Below are 18,472 nucleotides of genomic sequence, written 5' to 3'. Positions count from 1 at the left end.
TCGTGTTTTAAAATAATATGCAGAATATGCTTGTTTTAATTTTCGTTAAAAAGAATGATTCACAAATCATTATTATCAGGAAAAGAGAACCGCTTTGTAAAATTATTTGGAAGATTATAAAAGCTGAATTATCTTCGTGCTCGTTAACGGCGTGTTTTATATTTAGATAAAATGATTTTTAATAACACCTAACACAAGCTTCGAAATCGTTTAAAACTATATTCTTATGAAATTAAATAGACAATCTAAAGAAAGATTAAATCAATATCCCGAAAAAATATTACAATTTGGAGAGGGAAACTTTCTTCGTGCATTTGTTGATTGGATGGTAAATAAGATGAATCAAGAAATTGATTATAACACAGGCATTGTAATTGCCCAACCAATTGAAAAAGGACTGACTGAAATTATCAATTCTCAAGATGGTTTGTACCATGTACTATTAAAAGGTATTAAAGATGGCAAACCAATTCAAGAAAATGAGCTGATTGATTGTGTTACCCGTGCGTTAAATCCATATACCGAGTATGACAAATATCTGGATGTAATTGACAATCCGGAATTGAGATTTGTGATTTCAAACACAACAGAGGCTGGTATTAGTTGGAATGAATCAGATTCTTTTGAGCAAACTCCACAAGATTCGTTTCCTGGAAAAATGGCTGCCTTATTATATAGAAGGTTCAAAACATTTAAGGGTGACAAATCAAAGGGATTGATTATTATTTGTTGTGAGCTAATTAACAGAAATGCTGACTTTCTTAAAAAATATGTACTGCAACACGCTAAAAACTGGCAACTCGAAGCCGAATTCTTTTCTTGGTTGGAAGAAGCATGTGCCTTTTGCAATACACTAGTGGACAGAATCGTTCCAGGATTTCCAAAAGATCATATCGAAGAAGTGCAACAAGAACTTGGCTTTGAAGATCAATTGGTAACTGTTGGGGAATATTTTCACTTGTGGGTAATTGAAGCTCCAAAATGGGTAAAAGATGAATTCCCTGCGAATAAAGCTGGTTTACAAGTAAAATTTGTTGATGATATGACCGATTTTAGAGAGCAGAAAGTGCGTGTTTTAAACGGAGCGCATACTGGAAGTTTCGCAGTATCATTACTATTTGGTATTGAAACCGTTCGAGAGAGTATAGAGCATGAGATAATCGGAAAATTCATGAAAAATATGGTTTACAATGAAATATTGGCAACCATTAAGGGTGAAAAAGAAGATCTAATCCAATTTGCCAAGAAAATTTTAGAGCGTTTTTATAATCCATACATCAGGCACGAATGGAATAGTATTGCCTTAAACTCTATGTCTAAATGGAAAACAAGAAACCTATGTTCCCTGGTTGATTATGCAAGAATGAAAAATGACTCACCTACTCACCTTTCATTTTCCCTTGCAGCATTAATCGCATATTATCGTGGAGAATACAATGGAAAGAAAATTGAACTGCAAGATGATCAGAAGAACATCGATTTTATGCGGAAGGTTTGGGATGGATTTGAATTGAATAAGGAAAATGTAAAATCTCTTACAGAAAATGTATTAGCGTATTCTGATTTATGGGAATTAGATTTAAATCAATTGCCTGGGCTAGGCGAATTGGTGAGCAAGCAGTTATACCTTATTTTATCAGAAGGAATTCACAATGCAATTCAAACACTATCATAAATGGAACAGGTTTTAAAAATTCATGACAATGATAATGTACTTGTTGCAACAAGTGCGACTTCAAAAGGTCAAGTAATCACCATTGATGGCATTAGCCTAAAATTGACAACAGACATTCCGGCGGGACACAAAATTGCCTTACAACAGATCAATAAAGGAGAAGATGTTATCAAATATGGGAATCCTATTGGTTATGCTTTGGCAAATATCAACCCAGGAGATCATGTGCATGTTCACAATGTGAAAACTAAGTTGTCGGATTGTATGAAATATGAATATCATCCGAATTTTACTGAGCTGAATATTGCAACTTCAGGAAAAACTTTTAAAGGATTTAAACGAAAGAATGGTGATGTAGGAATTCGAAATGAATTGTGGATCATTCCAACTGTGGGTTGTGTAAATGGACAAGCCAATAGTATCGTTAAACTGTTTAAACAACAGCATCATACCGAAAAAATAGAAAACATTCACGTTTTTGGCCATAATTATGGTTGTTCTCAACTTGGCGACGATCATGTTAACACAAGAACAGTTTTGGGAAATATGATCAAACATCCGAATGCTGGTGGTGTATTGGTTTTAGGACTTGGGTGTGAAAACAACCAAATTAGTGAATTAAAACAATCTATTGGTGAATATGATGAAACAAGGGTGAAATTTCTAAATAGTCAAGATGTTGAAAATGAAATAGAGGAAGGGCTAAAATTGGTTGAAGAATTGTATTTAAACATTAAGGAAGATCAAAGAACCGACTGTCCGATTGCTGATTTAAAAATCGGATTAAAATGTGGAGGCTCTGATGGTTTTAGTGGAATTACTGCCAATCCTTTACTAGGTGTTTTTTCTGACATCTTAATAGCCAATGGTGGCAGCACTGTACTTACCGAGGTTCCAGAAATGTTTGGAGCTGAACATCTTTTAATGGAAAGAGCCAATAGCGAAGAGGTTTTTGAAAAGACCGTTAGTCTCATCAATGATTTCAAAGACTATTTCATCAAGCACGATCAGCCCATTTACGAAAATCCATCACCAGGCAATAAGGCTGGAGGAATTTCAACACTTGAGGATAAATCATTAGGTTGTACCCAAAAAGGAGGATCTGCTAAAATAGTAGATGTTTTAAAGTATGGAGAACGCATAAAGAAAAATGGACTAAACCTTTTATCCTCACCTGGTAATGATCTGGTTGCAGCATCCGCTCTTGGTTTTTCGGGCTGCCAAATGGTACTTTTCACTACGGGACGAGGAACTCCATTTGGAAGTTTTATTCCGACCATGAAAATTTCAACCAATAGTGAACTAGCCAGGAGAAAATCGCATTGGATTGATTTTAATGCAGGCACATTACTGGAAACCGGTGATATGAACACTCTGTCAGAAGAATTTGTAAATTACGTAATCGAAGTGGCCAATGGCGAAGAAGTGAATCATGAAAAAACCGGATTCCGAGAAATTGCAATATTTAAAACGGGGGTAACTCTTTAATAATTCTTTAGAACAGTTTTAAATAAGTATGTTTTAATGCTTGCAATAGATGATATTAAAGCAAACATCTTCCCGGATTTGTTGAATTGTAGAACATTTATCCTACTGCAAGAATTAAATGGCAAGCCATTTAGGATATAAAAATATTTGTCCAAAAATAAAAAACATTTTACCTTCGTGTTCGTGCACGACAAGAGAAATCCAATTTAAATCATTTCCTTTTTATAGAGAGATACAATCGATTTAAATTTTTATTTGCTTACAGCTCGTGCTCGCTAACGAATAAAGAATAATATAAACAATCATGAAAAAGTTTTTAGATAAAGATTTTATACTGGAGACAGAAACAGCAAAAAAGCTATATCACGAATTTGCTGCAGATCTTCCCATTATTGATTATCACTGCCATATCTCTCCGCAAGAGATTGCCGAAGACAAGCAGTTTGAAAATATAACTCAAATTTGGTTATATGGCGATCATTACAAATGGAGGGCCATGAGAACCAATGGTGTTAAGGAAGATGGTATAACCGGAGAATCTGCAACTGATAAGGAGAAGTTTGAAAATTGGGCTAAAACAGTTCCTTATACATTACGTAATCCTCTATACCATTGGACTCATTTAGAGCTTAAAAAACCATTTGGAATTGAAAAGATTCTATGCCCTGAAACTTCAGAAGAAATCTGGGCAGCTTGCAATGATAAACTAAACACTCCTGAATTTTCATGCAAAAGTTTAATTCGCAAAGCCAATGTAGAAGTTATTGGCACCACCGATGATCCTGCTGATTCTCTGGAATATCATAAAGCCATTCTAGAATCTGATTTTGAAACCAAAGTGGTTCCTTCGTGGAGACCTGATAAAGCCATGGCTGTTGATAACGCAATCGAGTACAACCAATACATTGACAAACTATCAGCTGCTGCAGAAATGGAAATTAATTCGTTTGATGGTCTTTTATCTGCTTTACAAAAGAGACACGATTTCTTTGCTGAAATGGGTTGTAAAGCTTCAGATCATGGTCTGGAACAATTCTTCTCTGCAGAATATACAAATGCAGAAGCCTCTGAAATATTTTCAAAAATCCGTAAAGGAGAAGATCTTAATCAAAACGAAATTCTGAAGTTCAAATCTGCCATGCTGTACGAATTTGCCGTATTGGATCATTCCAAAGGTTGGGTACAACAATTCCACATTGGAGCTATTCGCAACAATAACACTAAAATGTTTAATCATTTGGGTGCCGACACGGGATTCGATTCTATTGCAGATAAATTGGTTGCCGAGGACATGTCAAAGTTTTTAAACAGGTTGGCAACTGAAGACAAACTAACTAAAACCATTCTATACAATCTAAATCCTGCACATAATGAAGTTTATGCAACTATGCTTGGTAACTTTCAGGATGGCGAAATTGCCGGGAAAATACAGTGGGGTTCTGGTTGGTGGTTTCTTGATCAGAAAGATGGCATGGAAAAGCAAATGAATGCCCTTTCAAATCTGGGTTTGTTAAGCCGTTTTGTTGGTATGCTTACCGATTCTCGTTCTTTTCTTAGCTATAGTCGTCATGAATATTTCCGAAGAATTTTGTGTAACCTCATCGGAAATGATGTTGAGAAGGGATTGATCCCATATAATGAAGAACTACTAAAAGAAGTGGTACAGGGAATCTGTTACTACAACGCAAAAAATTATTTCAATTTCTAAAACAAGTAAAACTTATACAATGAGCAAAGTAATTACCTTCGGTGAAATCATGTTGAGGCTTGCAACTCCTGGTTATGCAAGGTTTTCGCAAGTGGACAACTTTAATGCAACCTACGGTGGTGGCGAAGCAAATGTAGCAGTATCACTAGCAAATTATGGTATTGATGTAGACTTTGTTAGCCGTCTGCCTAAAAATGACATCGGCCGTGCTTGTATGATGGATCTTCGCAAATATGGAGTTGGGGTTAACAACATAGTTTGGGGTGGAAATCGTCTTGGAATTTATTTCCTTGAAACTGGTGCAGTTAGTCGTGGAAGTAAAGTAGTTTACGATCGTGCGCATTCTGCAATTTCTCAAATCGAATCAGGAATGATTGATTGGGATAAAGTTTTTGAAGGTGCTACTTGGTTTCATTGGACAGGAATTACTCCTGCCATTTCGCAAGGAGCAGCCGATGTATGCCTGGAGGCAATTAAAGAGGCAAACAAGAGAGGAATAACTGTTTCTACAGATTTAAATTACAGAAAAAATCTATGGAAATATGGCAAATCTGCTGATGAAATTATGCCTGAATTGGTTGCTGGTTGCGATATAATTTTAGGCAACGAGGAAGATGCCGAGAAAGTACTAGGTATTCAACCTAAAGGGGTTGATGTTAAAGGTGGACAGGTAGAAGCTGATGCTTACCTTTCTGTTTCGCAACAAATAATGAAACAATTCCCTCGTTGTAAAAAAGTAATCACCACTTTACGCGGATCAATAAGCGCAAACCACAACTCATGGACAGGTGTATTGTACGATGGTGAGACTCTTTTTAAAGCAAACAACACCTACCAGATTACTCATATTGTAGACCGTGTTGGAGGTGGAGATTCATTTATGGGTGGTTTGATTTATGGATTAATTACTTGGCCGGAAAATGATCAAAAGGCATTAAATTTTGCAGTTGCTGCCTCTTGCTTGAAACACACCATTTATGGAGATTATAATCAGGTCTCGGTAGAAGAGGTAGAGAAACTTATGAGTGGTGATGCATCGGGACGAGTTGCACGCTAAAGGATTATTTATTCGTAATTATATAATTGAATAAAATGGCAAGATTTACAAGAATAGAAGTTGCTTTAAAAATGAAAGAAACGGGAATGGTTCCTGTGTTTTTTCATTCGGATATAGAAGTTTGCAAACAGGTATTAAAAGCCTGTTACAAGGGCGGTGCAAGATTGTTTGAGTTTGTGAACCGTGGTGATTTTGCACACCAAGTTTTTGGTGAACTAAACAAATGGGCAGCAAAAGAATGTCCTGAAATGATTTTAGGAGTTGGTTCTATTATCGATGCGGGAACAACTTCATTATACATTCAGTTGGGTGCAAACTTTGTTGTTTCCCCAATTTTAAACGCTGAAATGGCGAAAGTTTGTAACCGAAGAAAAGTGGCGTGGTCGCCTGGTTGCGGCTCGCTTACCGAAATCTCTTATGCAGAAGAGTTAGGTGCCGAAGTGGTAAAGATTTTCCCTGGAGCCCAAGTTGGCGGGCCAGATTTTGTAAAGGCTGTAAAAGGGCCTTTCCCTTGGTCATCTATCATGCCAACAGGTGGTGTTAAGCCAGAAAGAGAAAATCTTGAAAAATGGTTCAATGCTGGAGTTCATTGTGTTGGGATGGGATCTCAACTCATAATAAAAAACGCCGATGGTTCTTTCAATTATAGCGCTATTGAAAAGGCTACGGCTAACGCAATATCAATCATACAAGAATTAAAATACTAGATATTAGAAATGAGGCATGAGAGGATCTCTCTTTACAAGTCTCACATCTAAAATCTCACATCTAAAATCTAGAATTATATGAACACGAACTTAGAACATAAGATTGCAGTTATTACAGGAGCAGGAGGAGTAATCTGTTCTGCAATGGCAAAATCATTAGCTGCAATGGGAGTTAAAACTGCTCTGCTTGACATCAATGCGGTAGCTGTTGAAAAATTAGCTCAAGAAATTGAAAATGAATACAAAGTACCCTCTGTAGGTGTTGGTGCAAATGTATTAGATAAAGAATCGCTTCAACAAGCAAAAGAAATTATTAATAGTAAGCTGGGGAGTGTAAACTATTTAATCAATGGAGCCGGAGGAAATTCTCCTCTGGCTACATCAGGTGTTGAACAAATGGTTGAGGCAGACTTAGATAATTTAGACGATACTTTCTTTGGAATGAAGATGGAAGGTTTTGACAAAGTGTTTGACCTTAATTTTAAAGGAACTTTGTTGCCTACCATGGTTTTTGCAAAAGATATGATTGAATCAAAAGAAGGTTCAATTGTTAATGTTTCCTCTATGAACTCCTATCGCCCATTAACCCGAATTGCAGCCTATTCTGCAGCTAAAGCAGCTATTAATAACTTTACACAATGGTTGGCAGTTCACTTCTCGAAAATGGGTGTACGCGTAAATGCAATCGCTCCAGGCTTCTTGTTAACAAATCAGAATAGGTTTTTATTAACCGATGAAGCTACAGGAGAACCAACCCCGAGAGGAAAGAAAATTATTGGCAACACCCCTATGGAACGTTACGGTACTCCAGAAGAATTGCAAGGAACCCTACTCTATCTTTTGTCAGATTGGTCGGCTTTTGTTACTGGAGTTGTTATTCCCGTTGATGGAGGGTTTAGCGCTTATAGTGGTGTTTAAAGATAGAGCCGTCAGTGCTCAATTTTATTTAAAGATATTTTAGAAATTTAGTTTCAATTATATGATTAGTTAGGTTAGCATGTCAAGATGGTAAAGCGGATTTAGAACACAATCACCTCGATCCGTTTTACCTATTTTAGTACAAGTGCAAAACTTTGATCATTTATAAAAAATATAACATGGCTTTAGAACAAACCTGGAGATGGTATGGGCCAAACGATCCGATATCATTACAAGAAATCAGACAGACAGGAGCTACAGGTATTGTAACGGCTCTTCATCATATTCCAAACGGTGAAGTTTGGACGAAAGAAGAAATCCAAAAAAGAATTGATGAAATAGAGGCTGCCGGCCTTCGTTGGTCGGTGGTAGAAAGCGTTCCGGTACATGAGGATATTAAAAAACAAACCGGCGATTATAAGCAATACATCGCGAATTACAAAGAAAGTATCGAGAATTTAGGAGCTTGCGGCATTGAAACCATTTGCTACAATTTTATGCCTGTACTGGATTGGTCGAGAACCGATTTAGAATTTGATTTTGAAGATGGATCGAATGCACTAAAGTTTGATATGGTAACATTTGTAGCCTTTGATGTTTATATGCTTAAACGTCCGAATGCTGAAAAGGATTATCCAACCGAACTAGTAGAACGAGCTATAGCTAAATTCAATAGCATGCAAGCTGACGAAATCGAAAAGGTAACCAAAACTGTAATTGCTGGCCTTCCAGGAGCTGAAGAATCTTATACTTTGGAAAGTTTTCAGAAGGTATTAGACGGGTACAAAGAAATTGGAGCGGAGCAACTGAAAAAGCATCTTCACGACTTTTTAAGAGAAATTATTCCTACTGCCGAACAAGCTGGTGTTCGCATGGCAATCCACCCTGACGATCCACCACGTGCCCTGCTGGGATTACCAAGAGTAGTAAGTACAATAGATGATGCTCTTGAACTAACAAAAGTAGTAGATTCGGTATCCAACGGAATTACACTTTGTACAGGTTCATTTGGAGCAGGTCATTTTAATGATTTGCCTGAAATGGCAAAAACATTGGCAGCAAGAATCAACTTTGTTCATTTAAGAAATGTAAGCCGTGATGCTGAAGGAAACTTCTTCGAAAACTACCTTTTCGATGGCGATATAGATATCCCGGCAGTTATGAAAGCTTTGTTAATTGAAGAACAAGAACGTAAAAGTGCGGGCAGAAAAGACTGGCAAATCCCTATGCGTCCGGATCATGGCAATAAAATGTTAGACGATCTTCCCAAATCAACCAACCCAGGATATTCTCTTTACGGCCGTATGAAAGGATTGGCAGAATTGAGAGGTTTGGAGCAAGGTTTAATTGCCAGTATGAAACAAGCGTGATTAAAACAATTATTAATCACACACGGTAATGATTATCTTAATCTTGCCACTTCCTTCTGGCAAATGGCTAAAAAATATAAACAGATGAAATTTTAATTTACACACCTATTATTTATTCAAAATGATGTCAATGACAGCTTCACAAACAAAAGAACGTATGTCGAAATACAGATGGCAAATTTGCTACCTTCTGTTTTTTGCAACTACCATAAACTACTTAGATCGTCAGGTTTTGTCACTTACCTGGAAAGATTTTATTGCACCTGAATTTCATTGGACAAACAATGACTATGGTAATATCACAGCTCTATTTTCTGTATTCTATGCAGTTGGGCTATTAGTGGCAGGACGGTTTATTGACTGGCTCGATACCAAAAAAGGTTTCCTTTGGGCAATCGGTGTTTGGTCGGTAGGTGCCATTTTACATGCTTTTTGCGGAATAGCAACCTCGGGCATTGTAGCAGGCGAATGGTTTGTTGGTTTCGAAGGGGCAAAAGATGCGATTGAACAGGTTGGTAATGTTTCGAAAGTAATAAATGTAAGCGTTGTTCTATTCATTTTTGCGAGGTTCGTACTTGCAATTGGTGAAGCTGGAAACTTTCCCGCAGCCATTAAAACAACTGCCGAATATTTTCCGAAAAAAGACAGAGCTTATGCTACAAGTATATTTAATGCCGGTGCTACAGTTGGTGCATTAGCTGCTCCAATTAGTATTCCAATCATTGCTTCTCATTTTGGATGGGAGATGTCCTTTATTATCATTGGAGCTTTAGGCTTTATTTGGATGTTTTTCTGGCAATTCATGTATAAAAAACCACATGAACATCCAAAGGTTAACCAGGCCGAACTGGAATACATCAATCAAGATTCCAGCAACAACAACACAGAATCAAATGTGGCTAACGAAGATTTAAAACTATCATTTATGGATAATTTTAAATACAAACAAACCTGGTCGTTTATTCTAGGAAAATTTATGACTGATGGTGTTTGGTGGTTCTTTCTATTTTGGACTCCAGCCTATTTAAGTGATGTTTACGGATTAACGTCAGATAACTCTATGGCTCAGTTATTACTTTTTGTGCTGTATGCGATTACTTTATTGTCGATAATCGGAGGATGGTTACCAACTTACTTTGTTGATAAAAAAGGAATGAATCCTTATGCCGGCCGAATGAGAGCGATGTTAATATTTGCATTCTTTCCTTTGTTGGCTCTTTTAGCTCAACCATTAGGTGAATATTCTTATTGGTTTCCTGTAATTATTATTGGTATTGCCGGAGCTGCTCACCAGGCATGGTCGGCTAACATTTTCTCCACAACAGGAGATATGTTTCCTCGTTCTTCGATTGCAACAATTACCGGAATTGGCGGAATGGCAGGAGGGCTAAGCTCATTCTGTATTAATAAAGGATCGGGTGTTCTTTTTGATCATGCTGCAAATACAAACATGAAATTTATGGGATTCCAGGGAATTGAAGCTGGTTATTTCATTATCTTCTCAATTTGTGCTGTCGCTTATTTAATTGGCTGGATCATCATGAAATCCTTGGTTCCAAAATATAAACCAATTACAGAATAATAAAAATATAATAGCGTTTAAATAAGATTGATTATTTTTGACTCATAATTGTAATATATTATAGCTGCAATGAGGCTGTCCAAAAAGTTCAAATGATGTTGTATCATGATCAAACAGAGTTAAACATCCAATTCTTGATGATAGAGATTTTTCGTTTTCCCCGGAACGACATTCATATTAAACTTTTTGGACAACCTCGTTCTCGATTTTAAAAAATAACATGGCAAAAGCAAAAATCAGAATTAAAGATATAGCGGAACAAGCAGGTGTTTCGGTAGGTACAGTTGATCGTGTTCTACACAACAGAGGCGAAGTAGCCGAAGAAACCAAGAAAAAAATCCTTGAGATTGCGAATAAAAACAATTACCAACCCAACTTAATTGCCCGCGCTTTAACTTCAAAAAAAACATGTGTTTTTGCTACTTTATTGCCTACCCCATCCGAAGAAGATATCTTTTGGAAGCGTCCTCTAAATGGAATTAGCGATGCGGAAAGTGAACTCGAACAATTTCAGATAAAAGTTGAAAAATTCTTTTTTGAGCATTACAACGAAAGCGATTTTATAAAGCAAACAGAGGATATCTTAAAATTAAAACCGTCCGGTGTTGTATTTCCTCCTATTTTTAAAAAGGAAAGCCTGGACTTTATAGAAAAACTTGAAGAGCAGGGCATACCTTATGTTTTTCTTGAGTCGAAAATCAAGGAATGCAACTATCTGGCTTATGTGGGTAGCGATGGATATCATAGTGGTCGTGTTGCTGCAAATGTAGTAGACTACAGCACCCCTGCCAACGGTGATATCTTAATCATTAACCTGGCAAAAAATCTTGAAAATGTTCATCATTTAAATAAGAGGACACAAGGATTTTTGAGTTATTTCATGGATCATGGCAGAAATACCGGACTTAAAATCAACATTGAAATCCCTACCTCAAAATCTGCTTTGATAAAAGAGAAGCTAGACGATATCCTATCTAAAAATCAAAACATTAAAGCCATTTACATTACGGGTTCCAAAGTATATAAGATTGCCGAATATTTACTTCGAAATCAACTGGATGATATTACTTTGGTAGGATTTGACCCTATTGAACAGAATATTAAAAACCTCAACAAGGGTTCAATTAATTATTTAATTGGTCAACATCCTTACCAACAAGGATTTAAAGCTGTTAAAAAATTATTTGAACATGTGATGCTCCACCAAGAGATTAATAGAGACGAAATATTGCCTGTTGATATCATCAACCGAGAAAGTTATAAACTCTATCAGGCTTGATATAGATCAGCTTCCCAATAATTACTATTATTCTCTCGCAGAAGTTCATCATGCAAAACACACATAGAGCTTTCATTCGTTATTTTGAGGTATCCTATTGACTGTTGCTGAATGTCTAAAATGGGTTTAATGGTAATATCTTCCCAGTAATACTTATTATCCTTTGTTTTATTTCTCATTACAGTTTTATATACATTACCTGCTTTAATGGTATTCCACAATTCTCTATACCTGTCGCCCAAATGGCATCCCGACTTAATAATTGATATAGATTGGCCTATAAGTTCATTATTATCAAATCCTGTTTGATCTTCAAAGGCTTCATTAGCATATTGTATTTCTCCATCCATATTTGTGAATACTAACATTTGACTATCCAGGTTTAAGTTCTTTAAATAGTATGGGATTTGGTGATCGAGATGTAGTTCATCTTTTACATTTTCGAATAAAACCAATTTGCGCGAACCAAAATTGTAAAAGTTAATTTTTTTATAAATGTATGCGCCTTGTTTATTTTCGTGTAAAGATTTTAATGCAAAGTAAGATCTGTATTTGTTCAAATAATAAGAATCAAACAGCTCTTTCTTCAGTTCAGATAAAACAAGCGATGCCAACCCAACCGACTTCATCTCAAACTCCTGCTTATCGAATAATTTACAGGCTCCTACGCTTACATACTCTATATAGTCATCATTTCCTAAAATGATTACCGGCAGGTTCAACTCATTTATTTTTTCAGACAATTTATTTGTATTCCCTGATCCCGGCTTTACATTTGCACTGTTGCAAAACGCTCCAAAAAATGTTACAGCACTACTGCTATAAAAACCACACCATGAGCAGTCTTTGGCAAAATCAATTAAATTCAGAATTTCTTCTTTCAATTCAATTACATCTCCTTTGGTAGCATACAATTCTTTGGCTTTTTTGATCAGTAAGGAAGGGGTCTCTTTATGCAGATCATAAACACCCACATTCTCATATTCAATCTGTGAGTCATCCAAATTAATAAGTACACAAGGCAATTGCTCTACCCACATTAAAGTTGCATCCTTCATATTAAGCAATATTTTCATTCAACTTGCTAGATAACAACAACTGTAAGTCTGAGTTAGATGCCACACCTAACTTTTTTCGTAACCTAAATTTAGAAACATCAATACTACTTGGCGATTTGCCTGTAATGGCTGCAATCTCTTTTGAGTTTAAATTCATTCTCATAAAAGCACAAAGCTTAAGGTCGTTGCTTGTTAATTGTGGGTAGAAAGATTGCAGTTTATCGAAGAGGTCCTGATTTACTCTTTGAAAATGAAAATCGAATTGCTTGATGCCAATATGGCTTTCTATTTCCTGAATTTTATTGAGTATCGGCTTCACCTTCGACATTTTTAAAGTGTCGAGATTCGATTTCAGAAGTCTTTCCAGATCGATAATGAGTTTTTCTTTGTCCTCAATCATCATTGTATTCTGAACAATCTTCTCTTCGGTTTCAAGTAGTTCATTTTTTAATAGATTTTTTTCTTGATACGCTTCATTGTAATTGTCTTTTAAACGTTTTATAAAGAGTAACTTTTTGCCATTTGATTTTTTAAGTATCGTTATTTTTTTTGCATAGTAAGCACATAGCATGATTTCTTTTGTCACCATTCCAATTAAAAAAATACTTAGGTAATTGTTAGATATAGCATCAAAATATTGCGAAATCATCAATAGCATGCTAAGATTAAACACTAAAGTTTTAAATAGTAATATCTTCTCTTCTGCCTTTATTTTGCTGTATGCTTTTATAAGAAAAGCAGTGCAAGCCAATACTGCTACTATCCATACAAATAGTTCGGTTTCAAAAAAGTACCAAAAATCGAATACTACTGATAAAACAGATAGCACTGTAAAAGCAGTAAAAATATTTAGTCCTATTTTAGCCATCCGATTTAGTTTCTCACCCAAATAGCACTTTATACTTTCGTAGATAAAGAAATAATTGAAAAGAAGAACCAGCCCGAATGAGCGTATTAAGGCATCATTTAATCGGGAACCTGAATTTATATCAAACAAATAAAAGGAATAAGCTAGTGCCGACAACAATCCTAAAAGATAGAAAGCATACAACCTAGCTCTAAAAGTAAGGTATACAATCAAAAATACAATTGCCATAAACATCAAAATGGCTATTAAAAAAAACTCTTCAACAAACTTAGAGAATATCATTTGATTCAGTTCCTTCTCACTAAACCAATCAACTTCTTTTAAATGTGTATTTATATTGTTCTCATTAGCCACTACAACATACAAATACTCCTTGTTATTAATACAATGGTAAAAAACTTGATTTTTAGGCAACGATTTATTGTTTATACCATACCAGTTTTGCTTTACTGATGCAAACACATCTTGATCAGTGAGCTGAAAAACATTTTGAATTTTTAGCTTTCCCTTGATGCCAATTCCCCCATAGATAGCAGCATTTGACGGCCGTTTAACTTTTAACAAAATTTTCTCTCTTGCTAGAATCTTAATGGCATTCGAATTCCAAAGCTGCTCTCTAACAGGAATGTTGTGAACTGATTCCCCTTCTATCAGGTCGATATTTGTTAGCTTAAGCATAGAAGAATAAGAGGAATTATTCCCGTAAGAACCATTTGACAATGCAAGAAGGAATATCAATAAAAAGGAAATACATCCAGAGTAAATTTTTTTCATGTTCAAGTAGTTTAGTCAAGTAGGTTAATTATAAAATAAACAAAACAGTATCGGGTATTAAAACCATCTTAGCTTTAATAAGCCCATAGCCAATACGATTTTGTTGTATTATTTTTAATACTGCTAGTTTACGTAGCAAACCGAAAAAATACCATTAGCAAACGCTAACGTTTAAAAAAACATTTCACTAATTAGCAAATGCTAATTTACTGCCAGTAAGCCAAATAACGATTTCGTCTAATTAATACAATCATTCATAGTAAATTTAAAGCCACTTGTAAGACTTGAGAATAACTTAATTGTTATGTATCTTGCGGCAACCAACACAAACATTACTAGCCAAAAAACAACATTACCCACCGGTTTACTATAATAAACATGGAGGATTTATTCATATTTTTTATTTCAATATTTTGTTAAAAATGATTAAACTCTCAGAATTAATTACAGATGCCACCGGCATACCTGTTGACAGCATGAATAAGTTCGATTTTGAACCCAATTCAAACTTATTGGAATTTGAAAAAAACGATCATGTTCCAAAAGAAATTGTAAAGCCTAATTATTTTTGTATCGTTCTGGAAGGTACGGTGCAACTCTATTGGCTTGAAAAGTATAACAAACAAACCATTATTGATTTTAAACGTGCTGGTAATGCCTTACGACCTGCAATCGAAATTGATCAGGAAAAGTGTGGTGATATGAAAGCAAAATTTCTTAGTAAAGGAAAACTAATTGCAATAAACCGAGATTATTTGTGTTCCATTACTTTTAAAGATGATAAAATCTCGGATTTGTATTACAAACTGCTTACCCAAGATTTAAGCTCAACCTACCTGCAACTAAAAATGCTAAAAGAGGAAAGCATAGAAAAAAGGTACCTTAACTTTATTGAAGAATACGGGGACATTTACAATGGTATTACCGATAGAATGATTGCCAATTACCTGGGGGTACACTATACTACCCTGTCGAGAATGAAAGTAAGGCTGTTGGAAAAACAACGCAATCCGGCTTAGTTCAATTAAAATGGCATGAAGCTGAGTTCGAGTATTTATACCGTTATAACAGAACATAAATCCAGATTCTTGGTTTTGAAACGAGCATGATTAAAATAATTATTAAACGCACAGGCTAATGATTATTTGATCGTGTGGCTTCCTTCTGACAAATGGAATATAATTATAAACCGATGGCATTGCTCTTTTTTCGTATGATAAAATCCTTGGTGATACACTGTGTCCCATTGGGATTTTATCATTTTCTGCAAAAACAATAGAGGTTTAGTCTTGGCTAAGGAAGTACTTCTGGCCAAAGAATAAAATCATTGTGACAATAGAGCGAGACCTTTTGCATGGTTATTCTGGCTGAAGTGTGCCATTGGTCAATTTTTCTGTGATGAAGCTCGAAATTGCCCTATTGTCTACTCCTCTTTTTTTATTGGTATTGCAGTTTTTTGACCCAAACTGATAGTATCAAAGGTTCCGATCTTTCGGATTAAAAATCCTATGCTCCATTAGCCCTGATTGAAAATCAGGACTAGCAATGTTAAAAATCCTGTGCTCCATTAAGACTAATTGCGAATCTGGACTAGCAATGTTCTTGTTGTCAAATTTTGCATAGCTATTCGCATTTGCTGTCCTGTGCAATGATTTTAAGTTCTGAATAATATCAATTAACTCATCTTCTCCAAATCTTTCGAAATCAAAGAAACCAGTGGCTGCTTTGCAGGTAGAAAATATTTTAGTTGCATATACAATCCCCGACTCAATCAAGAGTTGTTGGTATAGCATACTTAAAACCACCTCGTTTGGTGTAGAAGCCAAAAAGGCTACTTTCCGATCCATGTTAATTATGGAATTACTTTTTAAATAAGCAATCATTTCCGGTAATTCGTCATGCTCTATATCCAGAATACAATCTCTAAAATCGAGTATTGTATTCGAGTATGCTTTAAAATTTTCTTCCTCTTTTATCCTGTTTCTTAAGCCAATGATATCCTCCAATTTGATGACTCCATGATAATACTCAACTACCAATCGCATTTCCTGTAAAATTTTATATGCTCCAAACTTCTCCATGTTTTGCAAGTTTAGTTCGTAAATGCCAAGCTCTTATGCCATTCTAAACCATAAGTTTCTATTTGTTTTTGATGCTCTCTCTTTAAGTTGAGGGTATCAATATTATAATCCCTAAAAAAATATTAACACAAAGGGATAAAGAAGATGTTCACCAAGAGACTCAAAGGCTTCTTGCGAAATGGGTCTTTTTGTTTTTGATGCTCTCACTTATGTAGGTGTATATCACTTATTCTTTGCCAACAATTTTACAGAAAACAATTGTGTGTAGAAAGTAGCTTTTATAGGTAACTGTACTACCCCTAGTTGGCGGGTAGTACAGTGTCTCTTTCTCAGCTATTGCCGTTTTTTATCCTTTGGGATGAGCTACGATGATAATTCCGTCTTGGTAAGGCTAATTACAACAAGCTCAAGCATTGCTTCACTTTATCTTTGTCATAAAAATATTCAAGCAGTTCAACAATGTTGTTAGGCTTTAGTTCTATTCTATTCGTTTCATCCAACAAAAAGATACTTGGTGTAGAAAGCAAACAATAATCTTTTGCAATCGTGCCATTAATTCCTCCTTCGGCATAAAAATCATCCCAATTGACAGTTTGTTTTTCATGATACTGTTGCCAGATATCAAAATCATCATCCAGAGAAACTGTAGTTACTGACATGAAATCTGAAAAATCAGTTAGTTGAGTTATTTTACTTATATGCTGCATGAATTCCTCACAATGAGGACAAGAGGACTCGTAAAAGAATAACAGATTTAATTTGTCCTCTCCGGGTTTATATTCTAAGTCTTCATTCAAACTATTTTTTAGTAATAATTTTGGTGCAATTTTACCAACGGCAAGCTTTTTATTCCCCTTTAAACGCCTGTTTATTTCTATTTTTTTATAGGTTTTACAGTTGGGCTTATTTATGTGTTGTTGTAGCATATCTATTCCTGTTTGAATAGAATACCTTTCATAATTGGTAAATAAATAATCCACAACCCAGCCATATAAACGAGGATCCCCAAAAGATGCCTTTTGCGCCAGCAGATTACCAGCTTCAGTCATTAAACTGTTACGATTTAATTCTGCTACCTGCACCAACATTTCGTTCATACTCATATAATTATTAATCAGATTTAAGTAATAATCGGTATTTAGAAGAGTGGTATCTTTGAAATCTTCAAAATCAAATGCATGGTCAATTATTTCCTCCAAATTTCTTTTCTTATCTGAAGAAAGATTAACGCCTGTGATTAACTGATTTTTCCATTTCCGGCTAACCCATAATCCACTATTCTCATTTACTTGCTGTTTTACCCATTGATTATGAATTTTTCTTTTCGAAACATAAGTAGCAGAGGCTTGTTTATTCAGTTCATCATCGTCGGTATAACTTGACAGGAAATTTTGAAGCAACATGAGTTGTTGCTTTTTTTCGGCACATTCTTTTGTAAAAACACTATGTGCCAAATTCTCCAAATCTCCATGCCAATTGGGTTCGCTCCTCCAATCGGATATTGCTAAATGCAAATCCTTGTTTGCCATAAAAACACTTACTGAAACTGAACCTTGTTCATTGCTATTAGACTCGAATTTGATATTTAACTGACATGGCATGCAACTATTTGGCACATGAAAAACCAGTGTATCACCTTTATTTTCCGCATCGAATTGGGCAGGTACTTCATAACCGTTCACCCAATGCGATAAAGAAACTGCATACCGTTTGATAACATCACCACTAACTTTTAGCTCGTGCGATATAGGTGTTTGAGCACTACTAGTTAGCGTAAGAATTAAAAAAAACGCTTTCCATATTAATTTATTCATCTGTTTATAATTTTTCCATTTGTTAGATGAAAGCGGCAAGATCAAAATAATCATTACCGTGTATGTTTAATAATCATTTAATCTTGCTCGTTT

At 35.4% G+C, this 18,472-nt stretch carries 14 protein-coding genes; 10 read left to right on the top strand and 4 right to left on the bottom strand.

The annotated features are described in order from the left end of the window. Window positions 1-226 precede the first annotated feature (226 nt). The 9 genes from ACO05S_RS14545 to ACO05S_RS14505 all read left to right on the top strand — a co-directional run bounded on the left by ACO05S_RS14545 (window position 227) and on the right by ACO05S_RS14505 (window position 11,784). Window positions 227-1,675, top strand: a complete 1,449-nt coding sequence (locus ACO05S_RS14545) for a tagaturonate reductase (RefSeq protein WP_421918733.1) — start codon at window positions 227-229, stop codon at window positions 1,673-1,675. Beyond that, window positions 1,676-3,163: a UxaA family hydrolase gene (locus ACO05S_RS14540; protein WP_421918732.1), complete on the top strand. Its 1,488-nt coding sequence runs from the start codon at window positions 1,676-1,678 to the stop codon at window positions 3,161-3,163. It begins immediately after the preceding gene. Window positions 3,164-3,467: 304 nt separating this feature from the next. Next, entirely contained in the window at window positions 3,468-4,871 is a 1,404-nt protein-coding gene (gene uxaC / locus ACO05S_RS14535; protein ID WP_421918731.1) for a glucuronate isomerase, read from the top strand. A 19-nt stretch (window positions 4,872-4,890) separates the two neighbouring features. Further along, window positions 4,891-5,928, top strand: coding sequence for a PfkB family carbohydrate kinase (locus tag ACO05S_RS14530; RefSeq protein ID WP_421918730.1), 1,038 nt, complete (start codon window positions 4,891-4,893; stop codon window positions 5,926-5,928). A gap of 35 nt (window positions 5,929-5,963) precedes the next feature. Further along, window positions 5,964-6,635 (top strand): bifunctional 4-hydroxy-2-oxoglutarate aldolase/2-dehydro-3-deoxy-phosphogluconate aldolase, encoded by a 672-nt coding sequence (locus tag ACO05S_RS14525; RefSeq protein ID WP_421918729.1) that lies wholly within the window; start codon window positions 5,964-5,966, stop codon window positions 6,633-6,635. Between the two features lie 78 nt (window positions 6,636-6,713). After that, a complete protein-coding gene (locus ACO05S_RS14520; protein WP_421918728.1) occupies window positions 6,714-7,553 on the top strand; it encodes an SDR family oxidoreductase in 840 nt (279 codons plus the stop codon). Between the two features lie 179 nt (window positions 7,554-7,732). Further along, on the top strand, window positions 7,733-8,923 hold the full coding sequence (gene uxuA / locus ACO05S_RS14515; RefSeq protein WP_421918727.1) for a mannonate dehydratase: 1,191 nt from the start codon (window positions 7,733-7,735) through the stop codon (window positions 8,921-8,923). A gap of 130 nt (window positions 8,924-9,053) precedes the next feature. Further along, on the top strand, window positions 9,054-10,505 hold the full coding sequence (locus ACO05S_RS14510; RefSeq protein ID WP_421918726.1) for an MFS transporter: 1,452 nt from the start codon (window positions 9,054-9,056) through the stop codon (window positions 10,503-10,505). A gap of 220 nt (window positions 10,506-10,725) precedes the next feature. After that, window positions 10,726-11,784, top strand: a complete 1,059-nt coding sequence (locus tag ACO05S_RS14505) for a substrate-binding domain-containing protein (RefSeq protein WP_421918725.1) — start codon at window positions 10,726-10,728, stop codon at window positions 11,782-11,784. Here ACO05S_RS14505 and ACO05S_RS14500 read toward each other — a convergent pair. Both ACO05S_RS14500 and ACO05S_RS14495 read right to left on the bottom strand, forming a co-directional pair. Then, window positions 11,775-12,842 carry a PAS domain-containing protein gene (locus tag ACO05S_RS14500; protein ID WP_421918724.1) on the bottom strand — a complete coding sequence of 356 codons (1,068 nt, stop codon included), beginning with the start codon at window positions 12,840-12,842 and terminating at the stop codon, window positions 11,775-11,777. The genes ACO05S_RS14505 and ACO05S_RS14500 overlap by 10 nt on opposite strands. Window position 12,843: 1 nt before the next feature. Continuing rightward, window positions 12,844-14,484: a hypothetical protein gene (locus ACO05S_RS14495; protein ID WP_421918723.1), complete on the bottom strand. Its 1,641-nt coding sequence runs from the start codon at window positions 14,482-14,484 to the stop codon at window positions 12,844-12,846. 422 nt (window positions 14,485-14,906) lie between these two features. Here ACO05S_RS14495 and ACO05S_RS14490 point away from each other — a divergent pair, with 422 nt between their 5' ends. After that, entirely contained in the window at window positions 14,907-15,503 is a 597-nt protein-coding gene (locus ACO05S_RS14490) for a Crp/Fnr family transcriptional regulator (protein WP_421918722.1), read from the top strand. Window positions 15,504-15,959: 456 nt separating this feature from the next. On the opposite strand, the gene ACO05S_RS14485 is transcribed toward ACO05S_RS14490, so the two are convergent. Beyond that, window positions 15,960-16,565 (bottom strand): hypothetical protein, encoded by a 606-nt coding sequence (locus ACO05S_RS14485; protein ID WP_421918721.1) that lies wholly within the window; start codon window positions 16,563-16,565, stop codon window positions 15,960-15,962. Between the two features lie 395 nt (window positions 16,566-16,960). Next, window positions 16,961-18,379 carry a TlpA family protein disulfide reductase gene (locus ACO05S_RS14480; protein ID WP_421918720.1) on the bottom strand — a complete coding sequence of 473 codons (1,419 nt, stop codon included), beginning with the start codon at window positions 18,377-18,379 and terminating at the stop codon, window positions 16,961-16,963. Between the last annotated feature and the right edge of the window lie 93 nt (window positions 18,380-18,472).

It is taken from the genome of Marinifilum sp. (assembly GCF_965230805.1).
Lineage (GTDB): Bacteria > Bacteroidota > Bacteroidia > Bacteroidales > Marinifilaceae > Marinifilum.
Note: the sequence above shows the minus strand (reverse complement) of the source record. Positions and strands in the feature narration are given on the sequence as shown.